A 13,518-nucleotide genomic window follows, 5' to 3' on the forward strand; every position below is an offset into this window, starting at 1 on the left:
TACATATATGGCAGGATTTCTCTCAAAGTTGCTGACGTTTGGCGAAGGTCGTCAACTTAAAAATTATCAGGCTATAGCTGCAAAAATTAACGATGCTGAACCATCGATGCAGCAGTTAAGCGACGAAGAATTACAGGCACTTACCAGTACATATCGTGAACGACTCGACGCAGGAGAAAAGCTTGATAACTTGCTGGTAGAAGCTTTTGCTACGGTACGTGAAGCCAGTGTGCGTGTACTTGGCATGCGTCACTTCGATGTGCAGCTTATTGGTGGAATGGCTCTTAATGCTGGTCAGATTGCCGAAATGAAAACTGGTGAAGGTAAAACACTCGTTTCAACCTTGGCTGGTTATCTGAATGCCCTTGAAGGTAAAAATGTTCATATTGTTACCGTCAACGATTATTTGGCTCGCCGCGACAGTGAAATTATGGGACGTTTGTACCGCTTCTTAGGTATGAAGGTAGGTCTCATTCAAAATAACATGCCACCACTCTATAAAGATGCAGCTTATAAGGCAGATGTTACGTATGGAACGAACTCTGAGTTCGGTTTTGATTATCTGCGCGACAACATGGTAACGCGCGCTGATCAGCGAGTTCAGCGCGGTCATCACTTTGCAATTGTCGATGAGGTTGACTCAATCTTGATTGATGAGGCGCGTACACCGCTTATTATTTCAGGCGCTGGCAGTGAAGCGGCTGATATGTACAATCGTTTTGCTCGTGTTATGCCAGCGTTAAAGCGCGATGAAGACTTTGAAATGGACGAAGGCAAGCGCACGATTAATACAACTGAATCGGGTCTAGAGCATATCGAACAGCTGCTTGACCTGGATATTTACTCAGACCCTTCAGGGCAGCTTGCTAACCATTTGCAACAGGCGCTGAAAGCGCAATTTATGTTTAAACGTGATGTTGACTATGTTGTAACACCTGAAGGCGAAGTTAAAATCGTTGACGAGTTTACGGGTCGTATCATGGAAGGTAGACGTTATTCAGAGGGCTTACACCAGGCGCTTGAAGCAAAAGAGCACGTGCGCATTCGTGAAGAAAACCAAACGCTTGCTACTATTACGTTGCAAAATTACTTCCGTTTATACGATAAACTTTCTGGCATGACAGGTACTGCTATGACAGAAGATGCCGAGTTTAGAGAAATTTATAAATTGCCAGTAATGGCTATCCCGCCTAACAAACCCGTTATCCGTAAAGATCAAAACGACCAAATCTATCGAACTGTCGATGCTAAATTTAATGCTGTTGCCGATGAAATTGCAGATAGAAATGCAAAAGGACAGCCAGTTTTGGTTGGTACGGTATCGATTGAAAGCTCTGAGCGACTGTCGCGCTTGCTTGATAAGCGCGGTATTCGTCATGAAACACTGAATGCAAAAAATCATGAACGCGAAGCGCATATTGTTGCCCAAGCAGGCCGTTTAGGTGCTGTTACGATTGCAACGAACATGGCTGGTCGTGGTACCGACATTTTGCTTGGCGGAAATCCAGAAGTTCTTGCTGATGATGCATTGCGCTTGCTTGGCTATAACCCTAGTTTGTTTGAGGGTGAAGTTCCTGAAGAGGGTGAGCTTCCTGCTCCTACGACTGCTCAGCGTGAGCTTGCATTGAGTGAAGCAAAGAAAATTTGCAACAAAGAAGCGGAACAGGTTATCGCTGCAGGTGGTTTGCTTGTTATTGGTACCGAGCGTCACGAATCACGCCGTATCGACAACCAGTTGCGTGGTCGTTCAGGGCGTCAGGGCGACCCAGGTGAAACGCAGTTTTACCTTTCGCTTGAAGACGATCTGATGCGCCGTTTTGGTGGCGATAAGATGGATCGAATTTCTGCTATGATGGCGCGCAGTTCACTTTCCGATAGCGAACCTATTCAAGCAACGATGGTATCAAAGGCCATAGAAAGCGCTCAGCGACAAGTAGAAACGATGCATTTTGCAGCTCGTAAGCATGTTTTGGAATACGACGACGTTATGAATTTGCAGCGTACGGAAATTTACAAGGAGCGCAATGCCATTCTTGATGGTAAAGATATGACTGAGCGCATTCCAGAAATTATTCAAGACGTTGTACAAGAAGCAGTTCAGGAATATTGTCCTGCACGTGTTCCAAGCGACGACTGGGATGTTAAAGGGCTTGAAACATGGGTTGCAAATCTTACAGGCACGAGCGATTTTGTACTATCAGCGCTTGATCATGGCGACGACCCCGATGCAGTTGCCGAGTTCCTGATTGAACACTTGAAGAATATCCACGCTATGAAGCGCGAATCGGTGGGCGAAGAGATTATGAAAACTCTTGAAACTCAAGTTATGTTGCGCATTATTGATACGCGTTGGATGGCTCACCTGCAGGAAATGGATTACTTGCGAACAGGTATTGGCTTGCGTGCGCTTGCTCAGCGCGATCCATTAACAGAGTATCGCGAAGAAGCATATCTTGCGTTTAAGCATTTAACACAAAGTATGTATGAAGATTATTTGCGTACTTTGTTGCGTTTGCAATTAGCTGTTCCTGAAGATGAAGAAGAAGAGGTATTGCCGCAGGCTGCAAGCCCCTTGCAAGGTAAAGTGCAGTATTCGTCTCCTGAAGCCGCACTTACCGGCGATGATGAGAAACCATCGAGCACATCGTCAACGGTCGTTAAAGATAAAGATGATCCTTACGCTCAAGCTGGACGTAATGATTTGTGCCCGTGTGGTTCTGGCTTAAAATACAAAAAATGTCACGGCAAAGATGCGCAAGAATAGTGAGTAGGCGTGGAACTCGATAGTCAGCTGTTTTTGCAGCTTAGAAAGCGTCTTGATGATGCTGCAGAATTTTTGCACATTGATGATAAGAAGCGTATGCTTGCAAAGCTTGATGCACAGTCTTCTGAAGAGGGATTTTGGCAAGACGTTGTGAAAGCCCAAGAAATTTCCAAGCAAGCAGGTGTTTTGCGTGATAGTATTGCGCAATACACGCGTGCGTGTAGCTTGTTTGATGATGCGCATACTGCTTTTGAGCTTTCTTGCGAAGACGAAGCGTTTGCAGGCGAAGCAAGCAAGCTTACGAGTACGCTTCAAGAACAGATCGAGCAGCTTGAATTAACGTCGTGGTTTAGCGGTCGCTTCGATGCTGGTGATGCTATTCTCAGCATCAACCCAGGTCAGGGAGGCCTTGAAGCAAACGACTGGACGGATATGCTCTTTCAAATGTATCTGCGTTATGCGCAGCAAAAAGGCTGGCACACAAGCGTATTAGATGCAACCAGTTCAGAGGTTATAGGACTTGATCGAGCAACTATTCAAATTGAAGGCTTGAACGCCTACGGTATGTTGCGAAGCGAAATTGGAGTGCATCGCCTGGTGCGCATTTCGCCAACCGACGAAAAGCAGCGCCGTCATACCACCTTTGCAAGTGTGGAAGTACTGCCAGTTTTACCTGATGAAGTTGAAGTTAATATTAATCCTGCGGATGTTCGCGTTGATGTGTATCGCTCAAGTGGCCCTGGTGGGCAGTGCGTAAATACCACTGATTCGGCAGTTCGTCTGACGCACATTCCAACAGGTTTAGTAGTGACGTGCCAAAACCAAAAGTCGCAATTACAAAATAAAGAGGCTGCGTTTCGCGTTTTGCGCGCGCGCCTCTATGAGCTTGAAGCGCAAAAGCGCGCTGAAAAACTTGACGAGCTGCGTGGTGAACGTCATGAAAATTCGTTTGGATCGCAAATTCGCAATTATGTTTTATATCCGTATCAGCTGGTAAAAGACTTGCGAAGTGGTGTTGAGACGGGAAACGTTGATGCCGTGTTACAAGGTGATATTGACGCCTTTGTTATTGGATACCATAAGTGGAATGCAGCTCGCGATACACAAGGCAAATAGTACACAAATTGAGTAGTGTACGTGCAAGCAGTATAGAAAATATGCACGTTATATAACAAGCAATACACACCATACTTACATGCAGTATGTTTGGTGTTTATGAGTTTCATATTGTGCGCGTGGTCTTTTTTGTTTGTATGAACATTTTGAATTGAGTATGTTCTCGCTCTATAGTTAATCTTGCTTGTATATGCGTCTGTATTCTGTAAGCATCTGTTATGGGTAGCGGTATTGAAATATATGTTTTATACTCCATAGCTTGCTTGTTAGGCAAAGTTGTAAGCTGTTGTATACCTATTTGCTGGTATTATAGTTGCAAGCATAAGGTTTTGTATGCGATCTGAAACGCCTGCAAAATTGTGTAGCTTATAAGCTGCATGTTTGCTTCCCGAGCACGTTATTTCATGGTGATATACGAATTTTGCCGAGGAGTGGTTATGGAAATTCAGCAGGATACTCTCATTATTTTTTGGCTTGCGCTTGCTCTTATTATGGGCGTTGCTGAAGCGCTTTCAATTAACTTAATTACTGTTTGGTTTGTTGTAGGTGCTCTTATTGCGTTTTTGAGTAATATTTTAGGAGCAACGCTCATTGTACAAGCAGCTCTTTTTTTGGTTGTTTCCCTTATTGGTTGTATTTTGTTTCGACCGTATGTGCGACGTCGCCTTAAACAGCCTGTTCAAGAGGGCGATGATTTAATGATAGGGCGTATTGCGAAGGTTATTGAAGATATTGACCCTAATAAACAAACAGGGCGTGTACGCACGGCCGATCGCATTACGTGGATGGCTATCTCGCAAGACGGATCGTTTATACCTGCAGGATCGCACGTTCGTGTGCACGGGCACGATTCCATTAAGCTGATTGTTTCGCGTTGTTCAGACGATCAAGGCAAAGAGCTTGATGAAATTCTTGCAAACCATTCAGCGCCCTATATGTCGTAGCGTGCGTGCACGCTGCAAACTGTTGTAAAAACCATCTTGAAAGGAGATGTTGCGATGCTGGTTATTATTGTCCTTATACTTATCTTTGTCTTTTTTTGTTTGTCATGCATCAAAGTTGTGCCTCAAGCAGAAAAGATGGTTATCGAGCGTTTAGGCTCATATCTCACCACGTGGGACAACGGTTTGCACGTTAAGCTGCCGTTTATCGACCGCGTGCGCGCACACGTAAGCGTCAAAGAGCAAGTGTCAGACTTCCCACCGCAGCCTGTTATTACTAAAGACAATGTTACGATGTCAATCGACTCGATCATTTACTTCAAGATTATGGATCCGCGTTTGTATTGCTATGGTGTTGAGCGACCGATTACCGCCATTGAAAATCTTACTGCGACAACGCTTCGTAATATTATTGGCGATTTAGACTTAGATACAACACTTGTGTCGCGCGATACTATCAATTCACAAATGCGCGCTATTTTGGATGAAGCTACTGATGCGTGGGGTATTAAAGTAAATCGTGTAGAAGTGAAAAATATTACTCCACCTGCAGCAATTCAGCAAGCTATGGAAAAGCAAATGAAAGCTGAGCGCGAAAAGCGTGAAGCGGTGTTGTTAGCGGAAGGTCAAAAGCAAAGCGCTATCACGATTGCCGAAGGTCAAAAGCAAGCACAAATTTTAGCCGCAGAGGCACAAAAGCAAATGGTTATTCTTGCTGCAGAAGCCGAGCGCGAGCGTCAAATTCGTGAAGCGGAAGGTCACGCGCAGGCAATTCGCAGCGTGCAGGAAGCGCAAGCAGCTGGTATTGAGATGATTAAGAACGCTGGAGCTGATTCCTCGGTATTAACGCTACAAGCGTATGAAGCACTGAAAGAAGTGTCAAAAGGTCAAGCAACCAAGCTGATTATTCCGTCAAATTTGCAAGGTTTAGCAGGTCTTGCGGCTTCGCTGAAAGAAGTGGTAAGCGATGGTACGCACGCTGTGCAAGCAGACAAGCCATCCGTACCTGCTGATACGAAGCATACGAAAGCGTAACGTCGCAAACATACACAGCGCACTACACGTGCAAGGCATTTCGGTGTCTTGCACGTTTTTTTATGCGCCGCATACGTGATTGTAAATTTTGCATTTCTAGATAGTGCTTAGCTCCTGTTTATGTTCGGAAGCATTCTATAATGGCATTATTGTGCATGATGCTTGTGTTTCGGCGCAAGCAACGATCTTAAGGGGTTTCCATGGCACATTCAAGAAACACTGATTCGCACTGCGTGCATGCAGTGTCTGAACAAGGGAAATGCGTTGCTTCCGAGAACGCAGCTGGTCAAGGGAAGAACGCAGCTTCTGAACCCACAACTGAGCAGGGGAAGGGCGCTACTTCCAATCACGCTTTTGAGCACTCGTTTGCTCAGGCTCCTAAGCAGGAAGAAAGCCCTCGTTCTGAATACACACCTGAACAGGTATCTGAACAGGAGCAAAGCGCATCTCATGCTCAGCTGCATGAAAGCGATACGCTGTTGCGTTCACCGCTTAATCATGTTGATATTCCTGAACAGCTGCGCGAATCTATGACGTTATTTTTACGTCTTATTCGCCGTGTGATTTCAGAATACGATCATAGTTTGCGCAATGTATTTGATACGTTGCTTGCCGATTTTGTAGAAGCTGACAATTATGCGCGTTTGCATGACGCAAAACCATGGGAAACTCAAACATCCGCTGCAAACTCTGCCACTCAGCAGGCCTCTAGCACTGCAACATCCCAGCTTGGCCCATCTGCCGCTAAAAGCGATACCTACACATGCGCAGCGTTCGAGCGTGCTATGAACACCATTGCTTCACTTGAATTACACCAGGCAATCATGCTGGCACGCGCTTTTACGACATATTTTCATCTTGCAAATTTATGCGAAGAACATTACCGCGTAAGCGCTCTACGCGCTCGCGAAAAGGATATTCCCGTGTCGCGCGCTCACAATACGGGCGTGAGTTCCAATAACGATTTGAATGCTGCATACGAGGAATTAAGCGAGCAATGCGGCTCTCACGAGGCTAAACGCATTCTTACGAACTTGGAATTTCATCCTGTATTTACCGCGCATCCTACTGAGGCGCGCCGCAAAACAGTTGAAGTGCGTATTCGCAGCATTGCAGCATTGCTTGAACAGCGTGCCTCGTTAGGTGGCCCGTCGCTTGCCGAAAACGAGCGCCGCATGCTTGAGGAAATCGACGCGCTTTTGCGCACATCACCTATTGGTGTAAAAAAACCAACACCTGTTCAGGAAGCTGATACTATTATTGACGTGTTCGACCATACGCTTTTTAACATGGTAGCTGATGTGTATCGTCGCTTTGACGATTGGGAATTGGGGGATGATGCTGGCTGTGTGTCCCCGGTATGCCCTGCCTTTTTCAAGCCTGGCAGCTGGATTGGAACCGACCGCGACGGCAATCCCAACGTAACGGCGCAGGTAAGCCGTGTAGTTGCTGAAAAATTCCGCGTGCATATGCTTGAAACGCTCGCAAGTGCCACGCGCGCTATTGCAGCAACGTTAACGCTTGACGCCGTTTCAACGCCAGCTTCAAGCGATGTGCGCGCCTTGTGGAAACGTCATGTTGAAATGAGCGAAGATCTTCCTGCGCGCACGCCAGCGCTTTCAACAAATGAGCTGCACCGTGCTGTGTTATACGCCATTGAACTGCGCCTTCGCGCAACTATCGACCGCAAAGCCGACATGTTATATGCTTCGGCGCAAGACTACATTAACGATTTGCGTATCGTGCAAAATTCACTGGTCGCGGCTGGCGCCTATCGTGAGGCTTATGGCGCGCTCCAGCGCCTAATCTGGCAGGCACAAACCTTTGGATTTTCCATGGTTGAAATGGAGTTTCGTCAGCATTCATTGGTTCATGAACGCGCTTTGGCTGACCTTCGCGCTCACGCTCACGACGATGAAAGCGCCTTGCAACCTATGACGCGTGAAGTGCTCGATACGTTTCGCGCTATCGCTTCAATTCAGCGCAAAAGCGGCGTAAACGCTGCGCGGCGCTACATTATCTCCTTTACGAAATCGGCGCAGCATGTGCAAGATGTGTATACGCTTGCACGCATGGCGTTTGCGTGCGAAGCTGACATGCCAACACTTGATGTTATTCCCTTATTCGAACAAGTAGAAGACTTGGAAAACGCAATCGATACACTCAATGGCATTATTAAACTTCCGTGTGTTCAAAAGCGTCTTGACGAAACAAATCATCGCTTTGAAGTTATGCTTGGTTATTCTGATTCCTCAAAAGATGCAGGTCCAACATCGGCAACCTTGGTTCTGCACAAAACGCAGCAAAGCATAGCGCAGTGGGCGAGTGAGCACAATATCAATCTTGTGTTGATGCACGGGCGTGGTGGCGCGGTTGGACGCGGGGGAGGCCCAGCTAATCGTGCGGTTCTTGCTCAACCCAAGGGGTCGGTTAATGCGTTTTTTAAACTAACAGAACAAGGTGAAGTTATTTTTGCACGCTATGGTGACCCTGTGCTTGCACGTCGTCATGTGGAATCAGTTGCTGGCGCTACGCTTTTGCAATCAGCACCCTCTGTCGAGGCGCTGAATACTACGGCAATGATAAACTACCAGTCGCTGGCCGATGAGCTGGAGGAATCATCTAAGCAGCACTATTTGGATCTTATTCACACTGAAGGATTTGCGGAATGGTTCTCGGTAGTAACACCGCTTACTGAAATTGGTCTTATGCCTATTGGTAGTAGACCTGCAAAACGTAATTTAGGAGCAAGCTCTTTGGACGATTTGCGTGCGATTCCGTGGATTTTTTCCTGGTCGCAAGCGCGCACGAACCTTGCTGCGTGGTATGGGCTTGGCTGGGCATGTCAGCAGCTTGGCTCACTTGAGCGCCTGCAAAGTGCGTATAAAAATTGGCCGCTGTTCACCACGTTTATCGACAACATCGAGATGTCACTTGCAAAAACCGACATACGGCTTGCTGAACGCTATCTTGCGTTGGGCAATCGCAGCGACTTGTCTACTTTGGTGTTAGATGAAATGAAACGCACGCTGCAATGGGTGCTGTCGATTACGGGCAATCGATGGCCGCTTGAAAAGCGCCGCGTGCTTGGCCCGCTTATTCGCAGTAGAACGCCGTTTGTAAACGTGCTCTCTGCGATGCAAGTGTGCGCTTTGGAACAGTTGCGCCAGCATCACGATACGCTGAGCGCCGAGGAACTACACGATTATACGTACCTCATTTTATGTACGGTATCAGGAGTTGCTGCAGGCTTGCAAAACACCGGTTAAGTGCCTTGTGGCTGTTCGTTTCTGGATGTATGTTCTTCCTTGTGCGTATGTCTTACGTGCGCACATTTCTTGCGATGTGAAAATACCATCGTCATATAAAATAAAGCCGTTATACAAATAGCACCGTCGCAACGACGATGCTATTTTTTTGTGCGAAGCGAAATGTGAAACAAGCAGCTCGTTCGTACATAAGCATAAAACAAGCAGCCTGTTCATACGTATACATGAACAGGCTGGTTAGTAGTTTAAAACCTACACGCACGTGGAACTTAGTGCTCTTGCTGCGCTTTCTGCTCTGTTTTTTGCTTCTTTGCTGGGTATTCGAGTTCAGCAAATTTGTCCATGTTGCCAGCACCGCCAATTTCGCTTCGTTCAGGAGCAATGGTAAAGTCGTTATAATCTTGTGGCTCGGTGCTTAAATCAACATCTTCCGGATTAACAGCCTGAATGCTATCGTTTTTGAACACGTCACGCTTCAAAAGCCCCGTTGCATTTGCAATGCAGGTGGTAACAACGCCGTCGCCTGTAACATTGATAACCGTACGCCCCATGTCCAAAATACGGTCGATGCCCATAATCATTGCTACGCCTTCAACAGGAAGTCCAACTGTGGTAAACACCATCGTCAGCATGATAGTGCCCACACCAGGAACACCAGCGGTACCAATTGAGGCTGCTGTGGCTGTTACGACAACGCTTAAGAATGCTGCGGTCGTAAGGTCGATGCCAAAGGCTTGAGCTGCGAAAACAACTGCTGCACCCTGCATGATAGCAGTACCATCCATGTTGATTGTTGCACCCAGGGGGATAGTAAACGATGCAACTTTTGGATGTACACCGATGCGCTTTTCAAGCGTTTCCATATTAAGCGGAATACACGCATTTGACGAGCTCGTTGTAAATGCAAACAGCATAACAGGGATGTATTTTTTCAGGAAGTGAATAGGATTGATGCGCGTAAAGATAAACAGAATAAGCATGTATACAATAAACAGCTGAATAGCAAGACCTAAATAAACCGTCAAAATAAAGTTCAGCATCGGCAAAACGCCTGTAAAGCCTAGGTTCGTAAATGTGCGTACCATAAGAAAGAAAATTCCGATAGGAGCAACTTTCAAGATGATGGAAATCATGCGCATCATCACAGCATTGAACTGCGTAAAAAAGCGATTGACGGTACCCACTTTGCTACCCAAATGTCCCAAAATAAAACCGAGCATCAACGCAAAAAAGATAATCTGTAACATGCTGCCTTTTGCCATACCAGCAAAGATATTGGTTGGAATAATATTAAGAATTACTTGCTGGATGGTTTGATTTTCTGCAGCTTTTGGCGTTACGCGCACAACAGAGTCTAAATCGAGGCCAAGGCCGGGGTTTGTTAAATGCGAAATGCCAAGCGCAATAAGAACGGCAAGTGCTGTGGTAAGTAAATACATAGCAATGGTGCCGCCACCAATTTTGCCCAGCATTTTGGGGTCAGACATCGATGCTGCGCCTACCACAATCGAGCAAAAGACCAGCGGAACTACTATCATTTGCATAAGGCGTACAAAACCTTGCCCTACGACATAGCACACGCCTTCAATAAAGTAGGCACTTACCACATCGCCTTTGTGTACAAAAAAGCTGAGAATGATTCCTACGAGAGCGCCTGCAATAAGCGAAATTAAGATCCATGTTGTTTGGTTAAGTTTAGGACGCTTAGCCTTTGAACAGGGAGCTTGTGCTTGCATACTATCTGCTTGCATAGAACTGCCTTTCAACTATAATGCACACACTGCGGTGCGCAAACTTGCTGGTATAAGCATCGTGAGATCGCGTTGTCGCATCTATATATTTCTGTACAGTGTACGCGTGGTGACACGAAAGCTTACGGTGATATTGTAATAGTATCGAAAACTTTTCGCGTTCAGAGTTATGCTGAACGTCTTTTAATATGGTTTTAACGTAAGTCAATTATTGTGAGCCGTGTGCGTAGCAGTAATACAGTACTATAAGAGGAAAAAGGACGATAATGAAGGGACCTTATAAGCGTGAATCTACCAGATAACAGACAGAGCATATCAAGAAAGCACATCACACCGGATTCTGCTCCACGTGCATCGCGTACAAGCTATGCAGCATATACCGGCATGCCGTTAAAACGCAAGCACTCGATGCGTCCTTCGCGCTCGTCGCGCCCACGCAAGCAAAATCCGCTGACCAAAATTTTGAATGCGTGGTGGGATAGACTTGTTGGCGCAATGAATGACGGCGGATTTTCAAGTGCTGATGAGCAGTACGAAGCGCACTCAACGCGCCGTGATTATCTGTGGAACACGATTGGCCTTATCGCGTGGGGAATGTTGTTCCCGCTTCTTACCATTATTGTTACGCAGCTGTGCAATGTGGATGTTGCTGGTATGTTCTCCATCGTGTTTGTAACTGCTAATTTGCTGTATATCGTAGGAACGTACGGCGCGCGTACGTATCAAATTTCCGACTTGCATGAATCGCATTCATTTTTAGACTATCAAGTTCATCGAGTTATAACCTGCGTTATTATGCTGGTATGCGGGTATGCGTATTGTACGCTACGTGGATACTCTGATGAATTAGTGCAGCTGTGCATTGCAGTATTTTTGTTCAAGATGATAGATGCGCTTGCCGATGCGTATGAGGGGCGCTTACAGCAGGTTGATAAGCTTTATCTTGGTGGAATTTCGCAAACGTTGCGCTCGGGGCTTGCGCTTATTTTATTTATTATTGTGCTTGCAATTACACGCAGTGTTGTATTTGCGTCATATGCGATGTTTATCGGTGCGCTTATTACGTTTGTTCTGGTGACGTTCCCCTTAGCGCTGCTTGAAACGCCGCGCTCGCGTCCTTTGCATATTACGGGCGTGGTTGGTTTGTTCAAGGCTTGCTTGCCACTTTTTGCAGCTCTGTTTATGTATGCGCTGGTAGATAGTATGCCAAAATTTGTAATGGACGGTGTGCTGAGCTACGACAATCAGTTGTACTTTAACGCGCTGTATTTTCCTGCACAAGCAGTGTTATTAAGTGTAGGTTTTATTTACAAACCACAGCTTGTGCGCATGTCACAGCTGTGGGCTGATGTGTCTCATCGTAAGAAGTTTGATATTTTCATTATTGCTATGATGGTGCTTATTGCGGTAATTACGTTGATTGTTGGCTTTATGATGAACCTGTTTGGTGTGCGTTTATTAGGGCTTATGTACGGTCTTGATTTCACGGAGCACACCAATCTGGCACTTATCATGATAGCTGCTGGTGGCGTTACCGCAGGCATCGATTTTTTGTATCAGGTTATCACTATTTTACGACGTCAGAAGGCTGTTACCGAGCTTTATTTCATTACGCTTGGATTTTCGATTTTGGTACTTTTGCTTATGGTGAACATCACGGGGCTCCAAGGTGCTGTTATCGGCTATTTGGTTGTGATGGCTATTTTGCTGGTATTGTTGCTGCGCGAATATATTACCGTTCGTATTGAGTACGTTCACAACCCTTCGTGCGAAGCTGCGCGCGAGGCGTATTCACGTCACGAAGATCTGCAACCGCATACCGATGTTTCGTCGGTAAGCACTATCAGTCAAATTATTATGTCTGATGAGCTTGAAAAAGTTCGCCGCAAAATTAAAGCAAAAAAAATTGGCATCGATCCGAATGACGAGAGTTTTAATGCGAAAGAAGATGCTCGCGAGCGTTTAGCGCAGCGTTTGTCGCGCCAACGCGCTGGTGATGGTGCTGGTGGTGGTGCGGGAACGGGCGTTGCAGGTGCTGGCGGCATGGCTGTTGGTGGTGGTAGCGCGGGTGCTGAGGTACGTGGTGTTGCTGGAGCTGTCGGTGGCAGTGCTGCTGGTCGTGGTGTTGGCGGTCACACTGTCCGTTCTGAATATGCAGGTGATGCAGGTCAAAGGAGTGGGGAATAATGGCGCGTGGATATCAAGGATCAGGCTCTCCCTTTTCAGGAGGATCTCCTTTTCGCGGCTTTCAGGAAAAACTTGCGCGCATGATGCAAGGGCGCTACGGTGCCGATAGTTTAAATCGCTTTTTACTTGGTGTAGCTATCGTTTGTATTGTGCTGTCGCTTTTTCCACCGTTGCGTTTTATAAGTTACGCAACAACAGTGCTGCTTATCATCTGCATTGCGCGCATGTATTCATGCAATTACACTGCGCGTTCTCGTGAAAATTTGGCGTTTTTGCGCATCACTACCGCGCCGCGCCAGTTCATCAAAATTACCCGCCTGCGCATTCGTCATCGCACTACAAAGTGCTACAAGAAGTGTCCGTTCTGTAAAACATATTTCAGCTTGCCGAAAGGCAAAGGCAAAGTGTCTGCTACCTGCCCATCGTGCCATAAAAAGCACACGTATCGCACGTAA

8 protein-coding genes are annotated in these 13,518 nt (G+C 46.4%); 7 read left to right on the forward strand and 1 reads right to left on the reverse strand.

The annotated features are described in order from the left end of the window. The first annotated feature begins 7 nt into the window (after window positions 1-7). The 5 genes from secA (at window position 8) to HMPREF3190_RS06090 (ending at window position 9,125) form a co-directional block, all read left to right on the forward strand. Entirely contained in the window at window positions 8-2,764 is a 2,757-nt protein-coding gene (secA, locus tag HMPREF3190_RS06070; RefSeq protein ID WP_066781378.1) for a preprotein translocase subunit SecA, read from the forward strand. Between the two features lie 9 nt (window positions 2,765-2,773). Next, the gene (gene prfB, locus HMPREF3190_RS06075; protein WP_066781380.1) at window positions 2,774-3,880 is read left to right on the forward strand and encodes a peptide chain release factor 2; all 1,107 of its coding nucleotides are present in this window, start codon (window positions 2,774-2,776) and stop codon (window positions 3,878-3,880) included. A 437-nt stretch (window positions 3,881-4,317) separates the two neighbouring features. Next, entirely contained in the window at window positions 4,318-4,824 is a 507-nt protein-coding gene (locus HMPREF3190_RS06080; RefSeq protein ID WP_066781382.1) for an NfeD family protein, read from the forward strand. Window positions 4,825-4,878: 54 nt separating this feature from the next. Continuing rightward, a complete protein-coding gene (locus HMPREF3190_RS06085; RefSeq protein ID WP_156425747.1) occupies window positions 4,879-5,856 on the forward strand; it encodes an SPFH domain-containing protein in 978 nt (325 codons plus the stop codon). Between the two features lie 200 nt (window positions 5,857-6,056). Then, a complete protein-coding gene (locus tag HMPREF3190_RS06090) occupies window positions 6,057-9,125 on the forward strand; it encodes a phosphoenolpyruvate carboxylase (protein ID WP_082715212.1) in 3,069 nt (1,022 codons plus the stop codon). A gap of 269 nt (window positions 9,126-9,394) precedes the next feature. Here the strand turns inward: HMPREF3190_RS06090 and HMPREF3190_RS06095 are convergent, their stop codons facing one another. Further along, entirely contained in the window at window positions 9,395-10,861 is a 1,467-nt protein-coding gene (locus HMPREF3190_RS06095; protein WP_156425750.1) for a dicarboxylate/amino acid:cation symporter, read from the reverse strand. A 399-nt stretch (window positions 10,862-11,260) separates the two neighbouring features. Between HMPREF3190_RS06095 and HMPREF3190_RS06100 the strand changes: the two genes are divergently transcribed. Further along, window positions 11,261-13,063 (forward strand): lipopolysaccharide biosynthesis protein, encoded by a 1,803-nt coding sequence (locus tag HMPREF3190_RS06100; protein WP_449676325.1) that lies wholly within the window; start codon window positions 11,261-11,263, stop codon window positions 13,061-13,063. Beyond that, a complete protein-coding gene (locus HMPREF3190_RS06105; RefSeq protein ID WP_066781384.1) occupies window positions 13,063-13,518 on the forward strand; it encodes a hypothetical protein in 456 nt (151 codons plus the stop codon). The genes HMPREF3190_RS06100 and HMPREF3190_RS06105 overlap by 1 nt, the downstream gene beginning before the upstream one ends.

Origin of the sequence: Umbribacter vaginalis (genome assembly GCA_001552935.1) — a bacterium.
Taxonomy (GTDB): Bacteria; Actinomycetota; Coriobacteriia; order Coriobacteriales; family Eggerthellaceae; genus Berryella; species Berryella vaginalis.

Coding starts and splice junctions, on each gene's coding strand:
- secA (WP_066781378.1), top strand. CDS start 8: ATGGCAGGATTTCTCTCAAAGTTGCTGACGTTTGGCGAAGGTCGTCAA.
- HMPREF3190_RS06080 (WP_066781382.1), top strand. CDS start 4,318: ATGGAAATTCAGCAGGATACTCTCATTATTTTTTGGCTTGCGCTTGCT.
- HMPREF3190_RS06085 (WP_156425747.1), top strand. CDS start 4,879: ATGCTGGTTATTATTGTCCTTATACTTATCTTTGTCTTTTTTTGTTTG.
- HMPREF3190_RS06090 (WP_082715212.1), top strand. CDS start 6,057: ATGGCACATTCAAGAAACACTGATTCGCACTGCGTGCATGCAGTGTCT.
- HMPREF3190_RS06095 (WP_156425750.1), bottom strand. CDS start 10,861: ATGCAAGCACAAGCTCCCTGTTCAAAGGCTAAGCGTCCTAAACTTAAC.
- HMPREF3190_RS06100 (WP_449676325.1), top strand. CDS start 11,261: ATGCCGTTAAAACGCAAGCACTCGATGCGTCCTTCGCGCTCGTCGCGC.
- HMPREF3190_RS06105 (WP_066781384.1), top strand. CDS start 13,063: ATGGCGCGTGGATATCAAGGATCAGGCTCTCCCTTTTCAGGAGGATCT.